At 71.9% G+C, this 19,734-nt stretch carries 12 protein-coding genes; 7 read left to right on the top strand and 5 right to left on the bottom strand.

From position 1 onward, the window contains the following. Together AC6H2I_RS25805 and AC6H2I_RS25800 are read left to right on the top strand one after the other, a co-directional pair. Nucleotides 1-399, top strand: a 399-nt coding sequence (locus tag AC6H2I_RS25805; protein ID WP_497503638.1) for a hypothetical protein, incomplete at its 5' end; no start/stop codon positions are given. Next, on the top strand, nt 396-764 hold the full coding sequence (locus tag AC6H2I_RS25800; RefSeq protein ID WP_497503637.1) for a hypothetical protein: 369 nt from the start codon (nt 396-398) through the stop codon (nt 762-764). The genes AC6H2I_RS25805 and AC6H2I_RS25800, both read left to right, overlap by 4 nt. 34 nt (nt 765-798) lie before the next feature. Here the strand turns inward: AC6H2I_RS25800 and AC6H2I_RS25795 are convergent, their stop codons facing one another. The 4 genes from AC6H2I_RS25795 to AC6H2I_RS25780 form a co-directional block, all read right to left on the bottom strand. Then, nucleotides 799-1,965, bottom strand: coding sequence for a hypothetical protein (locus AC6H2I_RS25795; protein WP_497503636.1), 1,167 nt, complete (start codon nt 1,963-1,965; stop codon nt 799-801). A gap of 118 nt (nt 1,966-2,083) precedes the next feature. After that, the gene (locus AC6H2I_RS25790; protein ID WP_497503635.1) at nt 2,084-3,391 is read right to left on the bottom strand and encodes a methyl-accepting chemotaxis protein; all 1,308 of its coding nucleotides are present in this window, start codon (nt 3,389-3,391) and stop codon (nt 2,084-2,086) included. After that, nucleotides 3,366-3,890, bottom strand: coding sequence for a PAS domain-containing protein (locus tag AC6H2I_RS25785; protein ID WP_497503634.1), 525 nt, complete (start codon nt 3,888-3,890; stop codon nt 3,366-3,368). The genes AC6H2I_RS25790 and AC6H2I_RS25785 overlap by 26 nt, the downstream gene beginning before the upstream one ends. Nucleotides 3,891-4,225: 335 nt before the next feature. Continuing rightward, nucleotides 4,226-6,088 carry an ABC transporter ATP-binding protein gene (locus AC6H2I_RS25780; RefSeq protein ID WP_497503633.1) on the bottom strand — a complete coding sequence of 621 codons (1,863 nt, stop codon included), beginning with the start codon at nt 6,086-6,088 and terminating at the stop codon, nt 4,226-4,228. Nucleotides 6,089-6,239: 151 nt separating this feature from the next. On the opposite strand from AC6H2I_RS25780, the gene AC6H2I_RS25775 reads away from it, so the two are divergent. From AC6H2I_RS25775 to AC6H2I_RS25755, 5 genes are all read left to right on the top strand, one after another. Further along, nucleotides 6,240-6,455, top strand: a complete 216-nt coding sequence (locus AC6H2I_RS25775; protein WP_497503632.1) for a SlyX family protein — start codon at nt 6,240-6,242, stop codon at nt 6,453-6,455. A gap of 241 nt (nt 6,456-6,696) precedes the next feature. Continuing rightward, a complete protein-coding gene (gene fusA / locus AC6H2I_RS25770; RefSeq protein WP_497503631.1) occupies nt 6,697-8,838 on the top strand; it encodes an elongation factor G in 2,142 nt (713 codons plus the stop codon). A 169-nt stretch (nt 8,839-9,007) separates the two neighbouring features. Next, on the top strand, nt 9,008-10,660 hold the full coding sequence (locus AC6H2I_RS25765; RefSeq protein WP_497503630.1) for a PQQ-dependent sugar dehydrogenase: 1,653 nt from the start codon (nt 9,008-9,010) through the stop codon (nt 10,658-10,660). Nucleotides 10,661-11,098: 438 nt separating this feature from the next. Next, nucleotides 11,099-13,753, top strand: a complete 2,655-nt coding sequence (locus tag AC6H2I_RS25760) for a putative bifunctional diguanylate cyclase/phosphodiesterase (RefSeq protein WP_497503629.1) — start codon at nt 11,099-11,101, stop codon at nt 13,751-13,753. A gap of 255 nt (nt 13,754-14,008) precedes the next feature. Continuing rightward, nucleotides 14,009-16,657, top strand: a complete 2,649-nt coding sequence (locus AC6H2I_RS25755; RefSeq protein WP_497503628.1) for a putative bifunctional diguanylate cyclase/phosphodiesterase — start codon at nt 14,009-14,011, stop codon at nt 16,655-16,657. Between the two features lie 382 nt (nt 16,658-17,039). Here the strand turns inward: AC6H2I_RS25755 and acnB are convergent, their stop codons facing one another. Beyond that, on the bottom strand, nt 17,040-19,610 hold the full coding sequence (gene acnB, locus AC6H2I_RS25750) for a bifunctional aconitate hydratase 2/2-methylisocitrate dehydratase (RefSeq protein ID WP_497503627.1): 2,571 nt from the start codon (nt 19,608-19,610) through the stop codon (nt 17,040-17,042). Nucleotides 19,611-19,734 lie beyond the last annotated feature (124 nt).

Below are 19,734 nucleotides of genomic sequence, written 5' to 3'. Positions count from 1 at the left end.
GCCAGTTTTCTCAGTGATGTGGGCCGTCGGGAGGCCGCGCTCGCCGCCGCCGAGGAGGCGGTGGAGGTGTATCGTGAACTCGCGTCGTCGCGTCCCGACGCGTTCCGTCCCAACCTTGCCGCGTCACTCGCCGTGCGCGCGAACGGCCACGACGCGCTCGGGCAGGCCGATGAGGCGCTTCGGTTCAGCCATGAGGCCATCGCGACGCTGAGCCGGCCGTTTCTCGACCAGCCGCCGGCGTTCGCCCATTGGATGCTGCCGATGGTCCGGCAATATCTCGGCCGCTGCCAGTCGCATGGTGCCGAGCCGGACGCGGCCCTCCTGGAGCCCATCCTGCCGGTGCTGATGCCGTTCCTGGAACAACAGCGCCCGCCATCCGATGACGGAGACCCTACATGACCGACCTGGTGACCCTGGCGACCGCGGCCGTGGCGGCCGTCGCCCCCTACCTCGCCGACGGCGGCAAGGCCGTGGCGACCACCGCGACCAAGGACCTCTACGACTGGCTGAAGCGCAGGCTGGGCGGCGGCGGGCAGGTGGCCCTGGCCGAGCTGGAAGCGGCGCCGGCCGAGGAGGACAACCGCACTCTGCTGCGCATCCAGCTCACCAAGGCGCTCCAGGCCGACCCGGCCCTGGCGGAGGAGCTGCGCCGCCTGCTGCCCGCCGCGGCGGGGCCGGGCGGCCAGGTTCTCGACCAGTCGGGCAGCACCAACGCCCGGGCCGCCCAGGTCAGCGGCAGCAGCAACACCACCAGCGTCCGCTGACCGGCATCCACCGGCGCCGGCGCCGGCGCGCCCGTCACTCGCCGACGATGGTCACCGTGTTCGAGGCCGGCAGGTCCTGGACCGATTGGGCCTGGGCGAGGAGCTGCGAGACGATCGACAGCACCATGCCGGACTGGCCGCCGGCGGGGCCGGCGGGGATGGCGTGGCGGGCACCCTGGAACTCCGCGGTGACGGCGGCCGGCCCGGTCCCCGCGGCCGGGCCGACCACGAGCACGGGCTGCGGGCCGGCCACGGTGCGGATCGTCGGCACCCGGCCGGAGGTGCGCTGCACCCGCGCCAGCTCCCCCAGGTAGTCGAACACCCCGGCCAGGGAGCGGGTGTGGATCTCGATGAAGCCGAGGCCGTCGGCGGCGAAGCTGGCCACCACCCCGGTGCTGCCGAAGAAGGTGGGATCGCTGGCGGCGACGCGGCGGCGGGCGCGCTCAAAGAGCGGCCGCTGCGGCCGGCGGAAGCAGAACCGCGCGCTGTCGCTCACCTGCACGACCCGGTAACGGCCGGGGCCGGCCTCCTCCAGCGTCAGCCCCTCCTTGCGGGCCGACAGGATCTGGTCGAGGCCGGGCGGGCGGTCGAGGCGCAGGTCCGGCCCGACGCGCCGGGCCAGCGACACCGGTTCGGTCATCAGCCCCTGGTCGACCAGGGCGGCGACCTGGCGCTGGAAGGCGGCGTAGTTCTCGGGCTGGTCGGGGGAGTTGATGAACTCCTCCTCGCCCCCGCCGTCGCCGTCACGGATGCGGATGCGGTCGACGAACAGGGTCAGGACCAGCTCGTGCGGGACGTCCTGGCGCAGGAAGTAGTCCAGGCTCCGGGTGTCCACCGGGGCGATGTAGCCGCGGTAGAATTCCTGGTTGTCGCGGGTCGACAGCTCGAAGGACGGCCCCTGATCGAGCGACAGGTGCGGCGTGAACTCGAAGCGGGCGGCGGCGTCGCCGCCGAAGGGCAGGGTGAGGTCGGCGCCGGCCGTGACCCGGCTGCGCCCGCGGACCACCGTCAGCGACGTGAAATGGGCGGGCAGGCCGGCGCTGCGCCGCAGCACGTTGAGCAGCAGCGCCTCGTCCTGCAGGGCGCCGTAGTCGCGGTTGATGGCGGCGACGGCCGTGGTCAGCCGCTCCCCGCCCGAGCAGGCGGCCAGCAGGCACACCGCCCCGGCCAGCAGCGCCGGCGCCCGCTTCCGTGCATCCATCGCCCGCGTCCCCCGCCGCCGTCCGACCCACGGCCACTGTGCCGCCGCCGGGGCGTCCTGGCCACCGGCGGGGCGGGGTACGCCGGTTGCGTCCCCGGGCAGGCGCCCGGCCGGGCGCTTACGCCCGGCGCGCCTTGGCGAGGAAGGCGTCGACGCCGTCGCGCAGGCGCAGCGCCTCCTCCGACATGCCGTCGGCGGCGGACAGGACGTGGCGGGCGGCGTCGCCGGTCTGGGTGGCGGCGTCCTTCATCCCGGCGATGTTGCGGGCGATCTCCTGGGTGCCCAGCGCGGCCTGCTGGATGTTGCGGGCGATCTCCTGGGTCGCCGCCCCCTGCTCCTCCACCGCCGCGGCGATGGCGTTGCCGATCTGGCTCATCTCGGCGATGGTGCGGCCGATGTCCTGGATCGCCGACACGGTCTGGTCGGTGGCGCCGCCGATGGCGCCCAGCTTGGACTCCACCTCGTCGGTGGCGGCGGCGGTCTGGGAGGCCAGGTGCTTCACCTCCTGCGCCACCACGGCGAAGCCGCGCCCCGCCTCGCCGGCCCGCGCCGCCTCGATGGTGGCGTTCAGCGCCAGCAGGTTGGTCTGCTGGGCGATGGAGTTGATGAGCTGCACCACGTCGCCGATCTGGCGGGTCACCCCGGCCAGCTCCTGCACCACGGCGTCGGTGCGCTCGGCCCGGGCCACGGCGTCGCGGGAGATGGTGGTCGACAGGGCCACCTGGCGGCCGATCTCCTCCACCGACGCGGCCAGCTCCTCGGCCGCGGTGGCCACGGTCTGGACGTTGGACGAGGTCTGCTCCGTCGCCGCAGCCACCGAGGTGGCGCGGTCGGAGGCGTCGGCGGCCAGCCCGGTCATGCGTTCGGCGTCGGCCCGCATGCCCGACGAGGCCCGCTCCACGTTGGTCACCGCGCTGCCGACCCCGGCCTCGAAGGTGCCGGCGACGGCCTGCAGCTCGCCGTCCTGGGATTCCATGCGGCCGCTTGCCCGGTTGATGGATTCCGCGGCGTTGCGGAAGGCGCCGGGCAGGCCGCGCAGCAGCACCTTGCGGTGGTAGCGGCCCTGGCTGACCGCCCGGGTCGAGCCGTCGGCCTCGCGCAGGAAGGCGTCGGTGATGTCGAGCAGCCCGTTGACGGCGCGGTGCAGCCGGCCGGCCGGGCCGCCGCCGGGGTCGCCGGGCACGCGGGATTCCAGGTCGCCGGCGGCGGCGGCGGCGCACACCGCGGCCATCGCCTCCAGGCTGCGGGCGTCGCGGCGCACCCGGACGGCGGCGGCGCCCAGCACCGCCACCGCCACCGCCAGCGCGGCGGCCACCGCCAGCGGCGGAACCTCGGCGGCGGCCAGAAGGGCCGCGCACGCGACGACGATCCCGGCGCCGGCCAGGATCAGGGTGTCGGGCCTAGAGGGAGAAAACGAAGCGGTCATAGTCCGTTCCCCTGTCCTTGAGCAGCGCCGCCAGATGCGCCTCGGAGCGCTGCAGCCCGACCTTGCGGTCCGCCGCGCCGTCCTCGACCCCCCGCAATTCGCGGTAGATCCCGGTGACCCGCTCGACCTGCTCGGGCCTCGGCTTGCGCCGGTTGGAGTGGTAGCCGACCACGGTGCCGGAGGCGTCGCGGCTCGGCGTGACGTGGGCGAGCACCCAGTAGTGGTCGCCGTTGCTGGCCATGTTCAGCACATAGGCGAAGATCTCGTCGCCGCCCTGGATCGTGTCCCACAGCAGCTTGAAGATGCAGCGCGGCATGTCGGGGTGGCGGATCGCGCTGTGCGGCGCCCCGATGATCTCGCCGTAGGCAAAGCGCGACACCCGCAGGAAGACATCGTTGGCGTAGGTGATGCGTCCTTTCAGATCGGTCTTGCTGACGATGATCTCGTCGTCGTCGAAGGGACTGGCGGTCCCCGTCGGACGCACCGCGGTTCGAAGCATGCTGCACCCCTGTCCGATCGGCGGCGGCCCCGGCGCCACCCTGATAGCGAGAATAGCTGCACTCTTACGAGTCCAATAATGAAAAAATCTCTAAAACTGCCTCAACAACCCGAGTAAAGGCGAAATATCGGTACGTTCACAACACGACGATCGATCTCGCTCGCGCCACCGTAAGAAAATAAAATGAGGATGGAAACATCGAGCGCGCCGGACGCCCGATTATTTCACGATGCGGACAATGGGGGTGGCCGTTCGTGGGCGTCCGACGAGGGGAGGGCGGACGGCGGGCGGCGGGCGGACGGCGGGCGGACGGCGGGGGGCGCGACGGCGCCGGACTACTCCGCCGCGCGGGGTTCGGTCTGCAGCCCCCACAACCGGGAATAGAGGCCGGCCTTGCCGATGAGGGCCTCGTGGGGGCCGTCCTCGACGATCCGGCCGGCGTCCATGACGACGATCCGCTCGAAGCGGGCCAGGGTCGACAGGCGGTGGGCGATGGCGATGACGGTGCGGCCGCGGAACAGGCGGTCCAGGCTGTCCTGGACCAGCCGCTCGGTCTCGGAATCGAGCGCGCTGGTCGCCTCGTCGAGGATGACGATGGGGGCGTCGCGCAGCACGGCGCGGGCGATGGCGACGCGCTGGCGCTGTCCCCCCGACAGCACCACGCCGCGCTCGCCGGCGATGGTGGCGTAGCCCTCGGGGTAGGCGGTGATGAAGTCGTGGGCGTGGGCGGCCCGGGCGGCGTCCATCACGTCGGCGTCGCTCGCCTCGGGGCGGGCCAGGCGGATGTTGTCCATCAGGGTCATGTTGAAAATGGCCGGTTCCTGGGGGATCACCGCGAAGGCCCGGCGGTAGGCGCGGACGTCGAGGCCGGCGACGTCGTGGCCGTCGACCCGCACGGCGCCGGCGTCGGGCGGGTAGAGGGCCAACAGCAGCTTCAGCAGGGTGGACTTGCCGGCGCCGGAGGGGCCGACCAGGCCCACCGTCTGCCCGGCCGGAATGGCCAGGGTCACCCCGGACACCACGGGATCGCCGCCCGCCTTGTAGGCGAAGCCGACACCGTCGAGCGCGATGGCGCCGTGGCACGGCGTCACCGCGGCGCCGCCCCGCTCGGCGTCGGCGGCGTCGCGGGCCTGGGACAGCAGGTCGGTGAGGCGGCGGAAGCCGGCGTAGGCCTCGACGATGGTGTTGAGCTCGTAGGCCAGCCACTCGAAGCGCATCCAGGCGTTCACCGTGAACATCAGCACCACGGTGAAGGCCTCCAGCGGCATGGCGTCCGTGGTGGCCCGCTCCAGCGCCACCAGGAAGATGACGATCATCCAGAGGCCGGCCGTCAGATTCAGCGCCGTCCAGCGCAGGGCCTGGAGGCGGAACAGCCGCCGCCCCGCGGCGTGGCCGTCCAGCTCGACCCGGCGGGCGCGCTGCAGGATCGGCCCCTCCAGGGTGAAGATCTTGATGGTCGTCACCGAGGACAGGAAGTCGTAGACGTTGGCGAACAGCACCTCCACCGCCGCGTAGAGGCCGTCGTAGCGGCGCCGCAGGCCGGGCAGGGTCGACACCGCCACCGCCACGTAGCTGGCGCCGAACGCCAGGTAGAGGACGTAGAAGATCGCCGGCACGTCGAGCGCCACCACCGCCGCGCCCAGCGAGACGAACAGGCCGACCTGGGCCAGCAACGCCCAGAAGAAGGTGTCGAGGAGAGCCTTCAGGGCGTCGCGCCCCTTGCTGATCTTCTGCGCCTTGGCGCCGCTGGCGACATCCTCGTGCCACGCCGTGTCCATGGCCAGCGTGCGGTCGAGGGCGTAGAGGCCGAGGCTGCGCACCGCCAGATCGACCGCGGCGAACTGCGGGAACATGACGGCGATGGCGGCGAGGTACAGCGCGAACACCGCCAGGTAGGGGGCGGCCGCGGCGAGCGCGTCGGAGAACCCCAGCCCGCCAGCCGCCACCGCGGCGATGAAATAGGAGAAGAAGAGGGGGATCGACGAGGAGACGGTGTGGCGCACGGTCATCACCGCCGCCGTCGCCGAGACCACGCCCAGATAGGGACGCACGGCGAACCACAGCCAGCCCGCCATGCCGGGGCCGCGCGGGGCGCGCGCCGGGTCGAGGCGGCGCAGGCGGCGGTCGTGCGCCGCCGCGGCGTCCGTCCGGGTGGCCGTCCGGGTGGCCGGCGGGGTGGCCGGCGTCGTGGTCTCCATGGCGGTGTCCCTTGCCCCGGGCCCGGCCGCTTGCGCGCCGGGCCGTCACGCTGTATGGCCCCTTTATGGCGATGCCGCGGCGTCCGGAAAAGCCCCGCGGGCGCCGCACCCCCAAGCCCCGCCCCTACCCCACCGCCCGGAGGCCCGCGCCATGGACCGCGCCGACGACACCCGCCTGGTCGAGCTGGAGAGCCGGCTCGCCCACCACGAGCGCATGGCCGAGGAGATGTCGGCGGTGCTGTTCGAGCAGGGCCGCACCATCGACCGTCTGAGCGCCCAGGTGCGGCGCCTCGCCGAGCGCCTGCTGGCCCTGGAGGCCGGCACCGACCGCAGCCCCGGCGCCGAGCCGCCGCCGCCCCATTACTGAGCCTGGCGGCCGGGTTGCGGCAAAAGCGGGCGGCGACACCCACGTCACGCTGGACAGCCGGCGCGGATGCGACTATCACGCTCCGCAGTCCGCCCGGCGCGTGCGCGAGCGCGGATGCGGAAAACTGTTGTTTGACTTTTTTCGCGACCCCTTGTATGGCGCGCAGCCAAGGAGCATCTAGGCCCCGCCGCCACACGTCCATCGAGCACGCCGTTCCGGTCCGCACCACGGAGTTCTTTTAATGCCGCGCACCACGCCCCTGAGCGACATTCGCAATATCGGCATCATCGCCCACGTCGATGCCGGCAAGACGACGACCACCGAGCGCGTCCTGTACTACACGGGCCGCAAGCACACCATCGTCGACATCCACGACACCAAGGACCTGAAGTCGTCGACGACGACCGACTACCTGGAGCAGGAGCAGAAGCGCGGCATCACCATCCAGTCGGCGGCGGTGTCGTGCTTCTGGAAGGACAAGAAGATCAACCTGATCGACACCCCGGGCCACGTCGACTTCACCATCGAGGTGAACCGCTCGCTGCGGGTGCTCGACGGCGCGGTGGTGGTGTTCGACGGCGTGGCCGGCGTGGAGCCGCAGACCGAGACGAACTGGCGCCTCGCGGACAACTACAAGGTCCCGCGCATCTGCTACGTCAACAAGATGGACCGCTCCGGCGCCAACTTCCGCCGCTGCGTGCAGATGATGAAGGACCGCCTGGGCACCAACCCGGTGGTGATCCAGGTGCCGATCGGCTCGGAAGACGACTTCCGCGGCATGGTCGACCTGGTCGAGATGAAGGCGTATCTGTGGTTCTCCGACGAGCGCGACGCGCCGATGGAGACCTGGGACGTCACCGACGACCTCGCCGACAAGCTGAAGTTCACCAACCAGAACGACCGCGACATGCTGGCCGAGGTGGCGGACCTGCGTGCGGCGCTGATCGACTCCGCTCTGGTGGAGGACGACGCGGCCATGGAGGCGTATCTGGAGAGCGGTGAGGACCCGTCGCCGGACGTCCTGCGCAAGTGCCTGCACAAGGGCACGGTCGGCGCCACCCTGGTGCCGGTGCTGTGCGGCTCGTCCTACAAGAACAAGGGCGTGCAGCAGCTCCTCGACGCCGTGGTGTGGTACCTGCCGTCGCCGGAAGAGGTCGAGGCGATCAAGACCGTCGACCCCGACGGCAACCCCAACGGCGAGCGCAAGACCTCCGACGCCGAGCCCTTCTCGGGCCTCGCCTTCAAGGTCATCAACGACCGCTTCGGCTCGCTGACCTTCGTGCGCGTCTACTCCGGCGTGGCGCAGAAGGGCCAGTCGCTGATGAACACCACCCGCGGCAAGCGCGAGCGCGTCGGCCGCATGGTGGAGATGTTCGCCAAGGACACCAACGACCTGGACGAGGTGCGCGCCGGCGACATCGTCGCCTTCGTGTCGCTCCAGGAGACCGACACCGGCGACACGCTGTGCGATCCCGCGGCGCCGGTGGTGCTGGAGCGCATGCGCTTCCCCGACCCTGTCATCAGCGTGTCGGTGGAGCCGAAGAACCGCGTCGACCAGGACAAGTTCTCGGTGTCGCTGGGCAAGATGGTCCGCGCCGATCCGTCGCTGGTGCTGGAGACCGACAAGGACACCGGGCAGACCATCCTGCGCGGCATGGGCGAGCTCCACCTCGAGGTCACCATGGACCGCCTGCGCACCGAGTTCGGTGTGGAGGGCGTGATGGGCCGCCCGCAGGTGGCCTACCGCGAGGCGATCACCCGCACGGTCGAGCACACCTACACCCACAAGAAGCAGACCGGCGGTTCGGGCCAGTTCGCCGAGGTGAAGATCCGCTTCGAGCCGCTCGAGCGCGGCGAGGGCTACAAGTTCGTCGACCAGATCGTCGGTGGCACGGTGCCCCGCGAGTACATCCCGTCGGTGGACAAGGGCATGCAGAACCAGAAGGAAGACGGCGTGATGGCCGGCTACCCGACGGTCGACTTCAAGGCCACCCTGCTGGACGGCAAGTACCACGACGTCGACTCCAACGCGCTGACCTTCGAGATCGCCGCCAAGGCGTGCTTCCGCGAAGGCATGCGGATGGCCGGCCCGGTGCTGCTGGAGCCGGTCATGAAGGTCGAGGTGGTGGTCCCCGAGGACTACCTCGGTGACGTCATCGGCGACATCAACCGCCGCCGCGGCACCATCCTCGGCCAGCTCGAGCGTGGCACCAACATCGCCGTCGAGGCCCATGTGCCGATGTCGGAGATGTTCGGCTACATCGGCGAGCTGCGCGGCATGACCTCGGGCCGCGGCTCCTACAGCATGGAGTTCTCGCACTACGACCCGGTGCCGAAGAACGTCGCCGACGAGATCGTGGCCAAGAGCGGCAAGGCCGCCTGATCCACGGTCCCCGCCGGACCCGCCTGGCAGAGCGCCGGCCCCTTCCCGGGGGCCGGCGCTTTTGCATGGGCGGTCCCCGCCGGAGTGGTTAAGCCGGCTGCCCCGGGAATGCCGGCGCGCCGCCGGCCGTTTGCCTGTCTGACGCGGCAATGAACCGACGGGGGGCGGCATGGACAGGCCGGGCGACCAGTTCCTCATCGATCCCCACGACCTGCCGGGCATCGTCAACGAGTCCGTGCGCAACGTCGCCACCCTGGTCGACCGCCCCGAGGGGGTGCTGCCCCAGGTGCCCGACGGCTTCCAGGTCGGCATCTTCGCCGAGGGGCTGGAGCGCGCCCGGCAGATCGCCGTGGCGCCCAACGGCGACGTGCTGGTCACCCGCGGCGGCCGCGACGACATCGTCGTGCTGCGCGACCGCGACGGCGACGGCACGGCCGACGTGCGGCGCACCCTGGCCGACGGCTTCGACCGGCCGCACGCCATGGAGGTGCGCCCCGACGGCCTCTACGTGGTCGACGTCGACCACGTCTGGCGCGTGCCCTACCAGGCCGGCGACCTGGACGCCCGCGGTCCCGCGGTGCCGCTGACCCCGGCCGGCGCCCTCGGCCCCGAGTCCGGCCACGTCATGCGTTCCCTGGCCGTGAGCGCCGACGGCCAAAGCCTGTTCGTGGGCGTCGGCTCGGAGTCGAACCTGGCCGAGGAGCCGGCGCCGCGCGCCACCATCCTGCGCTTCGACGCCGACGGTGGGGGCGGCGCGGTCTATGCCAGCGGCGTGCGCAACCCCGCGGGGCTGGCCGTGGATCCGGCGACCGGCACGCTGGTCGCCGCGGTGGTCGAGCGCGACGCCATGGGCGACGAACTGGTGCCCGACTTCGTCACCCGCGTCGCCGAGGGCGGATTCTACGGCTGGCCCTACGCCTACATCGGCGCCAACGACCAGCCGGGCTTCCCCGACAACCCGCCGCTGACCGCCGCGACCCTGGTGCCGGACGTGCTGATCCAGGCCCATTCGACGCCCATCGGCCTGACCTTCTACAGCGGCGACCAGTTCCCCGCGGCCTATCAGGGCGACCTGTTCGTGGCGCTGCGCGGCTCCTGGAACGCCGCGGATCCCAGGGGCTTCATGGTCGCCCACGTCGACGTCGCCAACGGCGTGCCGCAGAACGGCTACGAGGCGTTCGCCACCGGATTCTGGTTGGAGGGGGAGACCAACCCCGCGGTCTACGGCCGGCCGACCGCGGTGGCCACCGCCGCCGACGGCTCCCTGCTGATCGGCGACGACACCGGCGGCACCATCTACGCCGTGCGCTGGGCACCCCAGGGCGACGCCGGCCCCAACGCCCTGGCCGGCGGATCCGGCGTCGACACCCTGATGGCCGGCGACGGCGCCGACACGGTGCAGGGCGGGGCCGGGGCCGACCGCCTGTTCGGCAACCGCGGCGCCGACCTGATCCTGGGCGAGGAGGGGGCGGACGTTGTGTTCGGCGGCCAGGGCGGCGACACCCTGTTCGGCGGTCAGGGGGCCGACATCCTGGACGGCAACCGGGGCGACGACTGGCTGTTCGGCAACCGCGGCGGCGACTGGCTGATCGGCGGCCCCGGCGCCGACACCTTCGCGGCGCGCCCCGCCATGGGCCACGACACGGTGGACGACTTCACCGTCGCGGAGGGCGACCGGGTCGAGATCCTCGCCGGCCAGTCCTGGAGCGTCGCCGGCGACGCCGACGGCCACGCGCTGATCACCTTCGGCGGCGGCGACGCGCTGACCTTGCGGGGCGTCGCGCCGGCCGACGTGACCGAGGGCTGGTTCGCGGTGGTGTAGGACGGCGGGCGTGCGGACGCCGGTGTGCAGGGCCCTGCCGCCGCTCGGGGTGACCAGCGGCACCGGCAATGACGCGCTCTATGGCAACCGCGGCGCCGACGCCCTCTCCGGCAACCGGCGCCGCCGTCGCCGTCGCCACCCTGAACGTCCGCACCCTCTCCGCCTCCGACATCCTCGTCAGCGGTCCTGGCGGCTGATCGGCCGGAGGATTGTTGCGACACGCCGGCTCGAAAACAACACTGGCGGGACACGAATCGCGCGCCCGCCGCGGGCATGTATTGCGAATTGCGTATTTCCGCAAGGAGGCTGTTGAAAACCGTCAGAACCGCGCCTTTACTGTAGAGGCCGAGGCTGTGCACAGGACGGCGCGGGTCTCCGGTGGACGGCTGCGGGATCATCCCTTGCGGCGTGCTGTCCGGGAGCGGTGGGGGGTGGAGAATGCTGTTTCAACGGACAATCGCCACGCCCCGCGGACCGGCGGCGGCGATCGTTCGACTGGCCGGGGTGGTGGCGCTGGGCGTCCTGGTCGGCCTGCTGGGGCCGGGCGTGCCGGCGGCGCCCGCGGCCCATGCCGCCGCACCCGCGGATGACAACCCGCGTGCGCTGCTGATCCACTCCTACCATCCCGGCTACCACTGGACCGACGACCAGGACCGGGGAATCCGCGAGGCCCTTGTGGCGGCGCGGCCGGATCTGGAGCCCGACGCCATCTATCTCGACTGGAAGCGCCATCCCGACGGCGCCAACCTCGACGCCGTGGAAACGCTGGTTCAGGCCCGCTTCGCCGGCGACCGGCCCGCCGTGATCGTCACCACCGACGACGCCGCGCTGTCCTTCGGCCTGCGCCTGCGCGCGCGCCTCTTCGGTCCGGTCCCGCTGGTCCATGGCGGCGTTCTGGAGCCGGCGGCGCGGGCGCTGGCCGAGGGCGAGCCGGCGGTCACCGGCCTGTTCGAGCCCAAGGACATCGCCGGCACCATCGCCATGGCGCTGCGCGCCGATCCCGCCTTCCGCCGCATCCATTTCATCGGTGACCGCACCGAGTCGGCCGCGGGGCTGCGGCAGGAGCTGGAGGCGACCCTTGCCGCCATGGGATCCCCCCTCGACCTCCAGGTCCTGCCCGACCTGCCGATCGACGCGCTGGCCGCCCGCCTGGCGGCGCTGCCGCGCGACGGCTTCGCGCTGTTCGGCAGCTATTCCGTGGACGGCGCCGGCCGCTCGCTGGAGCCCGAACGCTTCCTGGAGCGCATGAGCGCGCGCAGCGCCGTGCCGATCTTCGGCTTGCAGGACATGCTGCTGGGTCATGGGGTGGTCGGCGGCAGCCTGCTCGGCGCCACCGAGCACGGCCACGAGGTCGGCACCCTGGCCGCGGCGGTGCTGGCCGGGACGCCGGTCCGGACCATGCCGCCCAGGACGGGCACGTCGATCGTCCGGGCGATGGACCAGGCGGTGGCGGAACGCCACGGGCTGGACGTCGCCCGCGTCCCTGACCTCGACCGCGTCGTGGGGCGGCCCTTCTCCTTCCTGGAGACCTACCGCACCCTGGTGCTGTCGGTCGCCGCGGTGGTCGCGGTGCTGGTGCTGCTGGCGGGCGGGCTGGCCGTGGTGGTGCGCCTGCAGCGGCGCACCCGGACGGCGCTGCAGGCGGCCAACGGCGCGCTGCTGGCGTCGCGCCAGGACCTGCAGGACACCGTCGCCGCCCTCACCCTCAGCCAGGAGCGGCTGGACCGGCTGGCCCACTACGACGCGCTGACCGGCCTGCCCAACCGCGTGAAGCTGGCGGAGCACGTCGACGCGCTGCTGGAGGAGGGGAAGGCGGTAGGGCGCAGCCATTCGCTGGCCCTGCTGTTCCTCGACATGGACAACTTCAAGACCATCAACGACAGCTTCGGCCACAAGGCCGGCGACGGGTTGCTGGTGGCGTTCGGCCGGCGCCTCGCCGCGGTCGCCGGCAATGGCTTCGTGGCCCGCCTGGGCGGTGACGAGTTCGTGGTCGTGGTCCCGGGGGAGGACGCCGCCGCCGTCGCCGCGGCGCTGGCGGCGCTGCAGCACGCGTTCCGCGAGCCGTTCGTGGTCGAGGGGCAGAACTTCATCGTCACCAGCAGCGTCGGCGTGGCCCGCTATCCCTGGGGCGGGCGCTGCTTCGACGAACTGCTGCAGAACGCCGACATGGCCATGTACCGCTCCAAGGAGCGGGGACCCGGGGAGGTGTCCCACTACGAGGCGGGCATGAACCGCGCCGTGCTGGAGCACGTCCACCTTATGAGCCGCTTGCGCACGGCGCTGGCGGACGGGGCCTTCACCGTCGAGTTCCAGCCGCAGGTGGCCATCGCCGACGGCACCGTGCACGGCTTCGAGGCGCTGGTGCGCTGGACCGATCCGGTGCTGGGCGCGGTTCCGCCGTCGCGGTTCATCGCGGCGTGCGAGGACACCGGGGCCATCGTGTCGCTGGGCCAGTGGGTGCTGGAGCGCGCCTGCGCGGCGGCGGTCACCCTGCCGGCGCTGGGCCTGCCCGACGCCCGGGTCAGCGTCAACATCTCCGTGGTGCAGCTCGCCCAGGGCGATTTCGTCGAGCGCGTGCTGGAGACGCTGGACCGTGCCGGCGTGTCGCCGCACCGCCTGGTCCTGGAGGTCACCGAATCCCTGATGATGGGGTCGGTCGGCGCCACCACCGCCAAGCTGGCCGCGCTGGCCGCCGCCGGCGTGGGCATCGCCCTGGACGATTTCGGCACCGGCTATTCCTCGCTGACCCACCTGCGCCGGCTGCCCATCGACACCCTCAAGCTTGACGGCGCCTTCGTCGCGGACGTCGCCCACCTCGCCGACGCGCGCAGCATGGTCACCGCCATCGTCCGCCTCGCCGGCGACCTCGACCACGCGGTGGTGGCCGAAGGCGTCGAAACCCTCGAGCAATGGCACGCCCTGGCGCGGATCGGCTGCGACGCCGCCCAGGGCTTCCTGATCGGCGCACCCCGCCCGCTGGACCAGATTCCAGCGTTCCTGGAGGAGTGGCGCACCCGCCGGGCCGGCCTGTCGCCAGCCGCCGGCGACGCCCAGGTTCTCGGCATTGCGGGCCGGCAGGGGAGGAGTCCCTGAGACGATCCGTGCCATCACGCAGCAATGCGCTGTCACGCCAAAGGATAAGAGACGCCCAGTTGGTGTTTTCCGTGCCTCGATCATGCCACGTGTTGCGAATTCGTCTCTGGGCCAATTGTTCCGTTGAATCCGGTGCCGGTTCGGCTTTCACATGCAAGCCGCTCGCCTGCCAGGAGGACTGGAGGCGAACATACGTATACGGGGGTGTGGCGGCACGAGCGGCACCACATCACCCCACTGTGGTGGAGCTGCGGAATGCGCGCGCGCCTGGCGGTCGGCCCGGTCTTCGGACACCGGGTGCGGCCTTTCGTGACCGCGGCACTGGTCGCGTGTCTTGCCGTCCTGACGGCGCCCGCGGCCACGGCCGCGGTTGAGGCGGCGGACGGGGCGGCGGGCAGCCCGCGGGTGCTGCTGATCCATTCCTATCATCCCGGCTACCACTGGACCGACGAGCAGGATCTCGGCGTCCGCGAGGCTCTGGCCGCGACCCGGCCCGACGTGGAGCCGGACACCGTCCACCTCGACTGGAAACGCCATCCCGGCGCCGCCACCCTCGACGCCGTGGAGGCGATCGTCCACGCCCGCTTCGGCGACGCCCGGCCGGGGGTGATCATCACCACCGACGACGCCGCCCTGGCCTTCGGGCTGCGCCTGCGCAAGCGCCTGTTCGGCCCGGTGCCGCTGGTGTTCGGCGGCGTGCTGGAGACGGTGGCGCGCGCCCGGATCGCGGGCGAGCCGGCGGTCAGCGGCCTGTTCGAGCCCAAGGACATCGCCGGCACCATCGCCATGGCCCTGGAGGCGCTTCCCGGAGCCCGCCGCGTCCACTTCATCGGCGACCGCACCCAGTCGGCGCGCGGCCTGGAGCGCGAGGTGGTCGACACCCTGGCGCGGATGGGGGCGCCGGTCGGCCTCAAGGTGCTGCCCGACCTCCCGGTGGAGGCGCTGGCGCAGCGCCTGGCGGGGCTGCCGCCCGACGGCTTCGCGCTGTTCGGCAGCTACTCCGTCGACGGCACCGGCCTGGCCCGGGCCCCGGAGCGGTTCGCCCGCCGCCTCAGCGAGCGCAGCGCCGTGCCGATCTTCGCGCTCCAGGACATGCTGCTGGGGCACGGGGTGGTCGGCGGCAGCCTGCTCAGCGCCCTCGACCACGGGCGGGAGGTCGGCGCGGTGGCCGCGGCCGTTCTCGCCGGCACCCCGGTCGAGACCATGCCGCCGCGCATGGGCAGCGCGATCGTCCGCGCCCTCGACCAGCGGGTGGCGGAACGCCACGGCCTCGCCATCGACCGGATCTCCGGGCTCGACCGGGTGGTGGGGCGCCCCGTCTCGTTCCTGGAGACCTACCGCACGCTGGCGCTGTCGGTGGGCGGGGTGATCGCGGTGCTGGTGCTGCTGGCGGTCCGGCTGGCCATGGTGGTCCGCCTGCAGCGGCGCACCCGGGCGGCGCTGCAGGCGGCCAACGGCGACCTCCTGGGGTCGCGCCAGCGCCTGCAGGAGAGCATCGCCGCGTTGACCCTCAGCCGCGAGCGGCTGGCCCGGCTGGCCCATTTCGATCCGCTGACCGGCCTGCCCAACCGTCTGCACCTGGCGGATCACGTCGACGGGCTGCTGTCGCACGGCAAGGCCGACGGGCAGACCCGGGCGCTGGCGCTGCTGTTCCTCGACATGGACAACTTCAAGGTCATCAACGATTCGTTCGGCCACAAGGCCGGCGACGCGCTGCTGGTGGCCTTCGGCGAGCGCCTGCGCCGGGTCGTGCCCGACGCCTATGTGTCGCGCCTGGGCGGGGACGAGTTCGTGCTGGTGGTGCACGACGCCCAGGGCACCGCCGTGGCCGACGTCACCGCGGCGCTGCACCGCGCCTTCCAGGATCCGTTCGTCGTGGAGGGGCAGAACGTGGTGATGTCGGGCAGCATCGGCGTGGCCCGCTACCCCTGGGACGGCTGCTGCTTCGACGAGCTGCTGCAGAACGCCGACACGGCGATGTACCGCTCCAAGGAGGACGGACCGGGCCGGGTGTCGCGCTTCGAGCCGGAGATGAACCGGGCCATCGTCGAGCGGGTGCGGCTGATGACCCGCCTGCGCTCGGCCCTCGACGACCGGGCGTTCACCTTGCAGTTCCAGCCCCAGGTGGCGGCCGGGGACGGCGCGGTGCTCGGCTTCGAGGCGCTGGTGCGGTGGACCGACGCCGAGCTGGGGCCGGTGTCGCCGGTCCGGTTCATTCCCGCCTGCGAGGACAGCGGCCTGATCGTTCCGCTCGGCCTGTGGGTGCTGGAGCAGGCCTGCCGGCGCGGCGTCGCGCTGATCGCCGACGGCCACCCGGACGTGACCATGAGCGTCAACGTCTCGGTGGTGCAGCTGGGCCAGCCCGACTTCGTGGAGCGGGTGCTGGAGGTGCTGGAGCGCACCGGCCTGCCGCCCGAAAACCTGGAGCTGGAGATCACCGAATCCCTGCTGATGGGGTGCTTCGACGCCGCCGTCGCCACCTTGAACGCCCTGCGCCGGCCGGGCATCCGCATCGCCCTGGACGATTTCGGCACGGGCTATTCGTCGCTCACCTACCTGCGCCGCCTGCCCATCAACACGGTGAAGCTCGACCGCGCCTTCGTCGCCGACGTCGAGCGCACGCCGGAGGCCCGGGCCATGGTGGCCTCGATCGCCCGGCTGGCCGCCGATCTCGACCTCACCGTCGTCGCCGAGGGGGTGGAGGAGCCGCAGCAATGGGCGGTGCTGGCCCGCATCGGCTGCGACGTCATCCAGGGCTACCTGGTCAGCCGTCCCCTGGACGGCGATGCCCTGCCGGGGTTCCTGGCGGACTGGGCGGCGCGCCGGCCGGCCCCGCTGGCCGATGCCGCCGACCGGGTGGTCGACCTGTCCGACCGCCAGGGGCGGATGCTGCCGCAGGGGTGATGGGCGGCGGCGGAGGGCCGAGAGAAGGGGATCGTATACTTCGCACACCTCAAGCAGGCGATCGACATGGCGCCGGGGGATGCGCACAATGCCATTCCCTGAGCCTCACCTATCAGGAAGTGGGCGCGCTTGCCGACCGTAAACCCGGTCAGGTGGGGGGCGGCGCGCTGAAACCTCATTCCACAGGGCGGTTGCCCGAAGCACTCCAGCGCTTCCTCGTCTTACGGCATGGCAACAGCATCAGGCTCCGGCGTGACCTTCGCACCGCGCCGCAGCTTGTCCGCACAGGCGGCTTCGGCGGTGCGCATCGCGCTCTATAGAAACGCCCCCGCCGGTGTCCCGGCGGGGGCCTGTTTGCGTCGGCCGGTCAGGGCCGCGGGGGTCACCCCGCCTCGGCGAACTCCGGGATCTGGTCGAAGTTCATGTAGCGGTAGATGTCCTTGGCCTTCTGGTTGACCACGCTGACCTGCTCCATGTACTCGGCCACGGTGGGGATGCGACCCATCAGGGCGCACACCGCCGCCAGCTCGGCGGAGCCGAGATAGACCCGTGTGTCGATCCCCAGGCGGTTGGGGAAGTTGCGGGTCGAGGTCGACATGGCGGTCGAGCCCTTGCGGATCTGCGCCTGGTTGCCCATGCACAGCGAACAGCCGGGCATCTCCATGCGCGCCCCGGACTTGCCCAGCACACCGTAGTAGCCCTCCTCGTTGAGGATCATCGCGTCCATCTTGGTGGGCGGGGCGATCCACAGCCGGGTCGGGATGTCGGACTTGCCCTCCAGCACCTTTCCGGCGGCGCGGAAGTGGCCGATGTTGGTCATGCACGAGCCGATGAACACCTCGTCGATGGTGTCGCCGGCGACCTCCGACAGCATCTTCACGTCGTCCGGGTCGTTCGGGCAGGCGACGATCGGCTCCTGGATCTCGGCCAGGTCGATGTCGATCACCGCGGCGTACTCGGCGTCGGCGTCGGGCTGCAGCAGGGCCGGGGCGGCCATCCACTGCTCCATCGCGTCGATGCGCCGCTGCAGGGTGCGGGCATCCTGGTAGCCGTTGGCGATCATCCACTTCATCAGCGCCACGTTGGAGCGCATGTACTCGATGATCGGCGCCTCGTCGAGGCGCACCGTGCAGCCCGCGGCCGAGCGCTCGGCCGAGGCGTCGGACAGCTCGAACGCCTGCTCGACCTTGAGGTCGGGCAGACCCTCGATCTCCAGGATGCGGCCGGAGAAGATGTTCTTCTTGCCCTTCTTCTCCACCGTCAGCAGGCCCTGGCGGATGGCGTAGAGGGGGATGGCGTTGACCAGGTCACGCAGGGTCACGCCCGGCTGCATGGTGCCCTTGAAGCGCACCAGCACGCTCTCCGGCATGTCCAGCGGCATCACGCCGGTGGCCGCGGCGAAGGCGACCAGGCCCGAGCCGGCGGGGAAGGAGATGCCGATGGGGAAGCGGGTGTGGCTGTCGCCGCCGGTGCCCACGGTGTCGGGCAGCAGCAGGCGGTTCAGCCAGGAGTGGATGACGCCGTCGCCCGGCCGCAGGGACACACCACCGCGGGTCGAGATGAAGGCCGGCAGCTCCTTGTGGGTCTTGACGTCCACCAGCTTGGGGTAGGCCGCGGTGTGGCAGAAGCTCTGCATCACCAGGTCGGCCGAGAAGCCCAGGCAGGCCAGATCCTTCAGCTCGTCCCGGGTCATCGGCCCGGTGGTGTCCTGGGAGCCGACCGTGGTCATCTTCGGCTCGCAGTAGGTGCCGGGGCGCACGCCGCTGCCCTCGGGCAGGCCGCAGGCCCGGCCCACCATCTTCTGGGCCAGCGAGAAGCCCTTGCCGCTGTCGGCCGGGGCGGCCGAGGCGCGGAACAGGGTGGAGGCCGGCAGGCCCAGCGCCTCGCGGGCCCGCGCCGTGAGGCCGCGGCCGATGATCAGCGGGATGCGGCCGCCGGCGCGCACCTCGTCGAAGATCACGTCGGACTTCACGGTGAACTCGGCGATCACCTGGCCGTCCTTCAGCGCCTTGCCCTCATAGGGGCGCAGCTCCACCGTGTCGCCCGTCTCCATCTGCGAGACGTCGAGCTCGATGGGCAGGGCGCCGGCGTCCTCCATGGTGTTGTAGAAGATGGGCGCGATCTTGGAGCCCAGGCAGACGCCGCCGAAGCGCTTGTTGGGGACGAAGGGGATGTCCTCGCCGGTCCACCACAGCACCGAGTTGGTGGCCGACTTGCGCGAGGAGCCGGTGCCCACGACGTCGCCGACATAGGCGACGAGATGACCGCGCGCCTTGAAGGCGAGCAGCTGCTGCACCGGACCGCGCACGCCCGCCTCCTCCGGCTCGACGCCGGGGCGCGGGTTCTTCAGCATGGCCAGCGCGTGCAGCGGGATGTCGGGGCGCGACCACGCGTCGGGGGCGGGGGAGAGGTCGTCGGTGTTGGTCTCGCCCGACACCTTGAAGATGGTCAGGGTCAGGCTCTCGGGCACCTCGGGGCGCGCGGTGAACCACTCCGCGTCGGCCCACGACTGCATGACCGCCTTGGCGTGGGCGTTGCCCTGCTCAGCCAGCGCCCGGACGTCGTGGAAGTAGTCGAACATCAGGAGGGTCTTCTTCAGGCCCTCGGCGGCGGCCGCCGCGCACGCGGCGTCCGACAGCAGCTCGATCAGCGGCGTGATGTTGTAGCCGCCGAGCATGGTGCCCAGCAGCTCGGTCGCCCGGACGCGGGAGATCAGCGGGCAGGCCTCGCTGCCCTCGGCCACGGCGGCGAGGTAGGACGCCTTGACCTTGGCGGCGTCGTCGACGCCGGCGGGGACGCGGTGGGTGATGAGGTCCAGGAGGAACGCCTCCTCGCCGGCCGGCGGCGCCTTCAGCAGCTCGATCAGCGCCGCCGTCTGGGCGGCGGAGAGGGGAAGGGGCGGGATGCCGAGAGCGGCGCGCTCGGCTTCATGCTGCCGGTAGGCTTCAAGCACGGTTGGACCTCATGTCTTGGGTTTTGTGGACGCCGCCGCCGCTGGGGACGGCGGCGCTGGCGGACGACGATGCTGCGTTCTCCGGTCGGCGGCCGCTGGAGCGGCTTCTCGTGCCGGTCGTGCC

It is taken from the genome of Azospirillum sp. NS33 (assembly GCF_059703765.1).
This window is presented reverse-complemented; position numbering and strand designations above follow the sequence as displayed.

Excerpts from the sequence above, each read along its gene's own strand:
- AC6H2I_RS25800 (WP_497503637.1), top strand. The coding sequence starts at position 396 with ATGACCGACCTGGTGACCCTGGCGACCGCGGCCGTGGCGGCCGTCGCC.
- AC6H2I_RS25795 (WP_497503636.1), bottom strand. The coding sequence starts at position 1,965 with ATGGATGCACGGAAGCGGGCGCCGGCGCTGCTGGCCGGGGCGGTGTGC.
- AC6H2I_RS25790 (WP_497503635.1), bottom strand. The coding sequence starts at position 3,391 with ATGACCGCTTCGTTTTCTCCCTCTAGGCCCGACACCCTGATCCTGGCC.
- AC6H2I_RS25785 (WP_497503634.1), bottom strand. The coding sequence starts at position 3,890 with ATGCTTCGAACCGCGGTGCGTCCGACGGGGACCGCCAGTCCCTTCGAC.
- AC6H2I_RS25780 (WP_497503633.1), bottom strand. The coding sequence starts at position 6,088 with ATGGAGACCACGACGCCGGCCACCCCGCCGGCCACCCGGACGGCCACC.
- AC6H2I_RS25775 (WP_497503632.1), top strand. The coding sequence starts at position 6,240 with ATGGACCGCGCCGACGACACCCGCCTGGTCGAGCTGGAGAGCCGGCTC.
- fusA (WP_497503631.1), top strand. The coding sequence starts at position 6,697 with ATGCCGCGCACCACGCCCCTGAGCGACATTCGCAATATCGGCATCATC.
- AC6H2I_RS25765 (WP_497503630.1), top strand. The coding sequence starts at position 9,008 with ATGGACAGGCCGGGCGACCAGTTCCTCATCGATCCCCACGACCTGCCG.
- AC6H2I_RS25760 (WP_497503629.1), top strand. The coding sequence starts at position 11,099 with ATGCTGTTTCAACGGACAATCGCCACGCCCCGCGGACCGGCGGCGGCG.
- AC6H2I_RS25755 (WP_497503628.1), top strand. The coding sequence starts at position 14,009 with ATGCGCGCGCGCCTGGCGGTCGGCCCGGTCTTCGGACACCGGGTGCGG.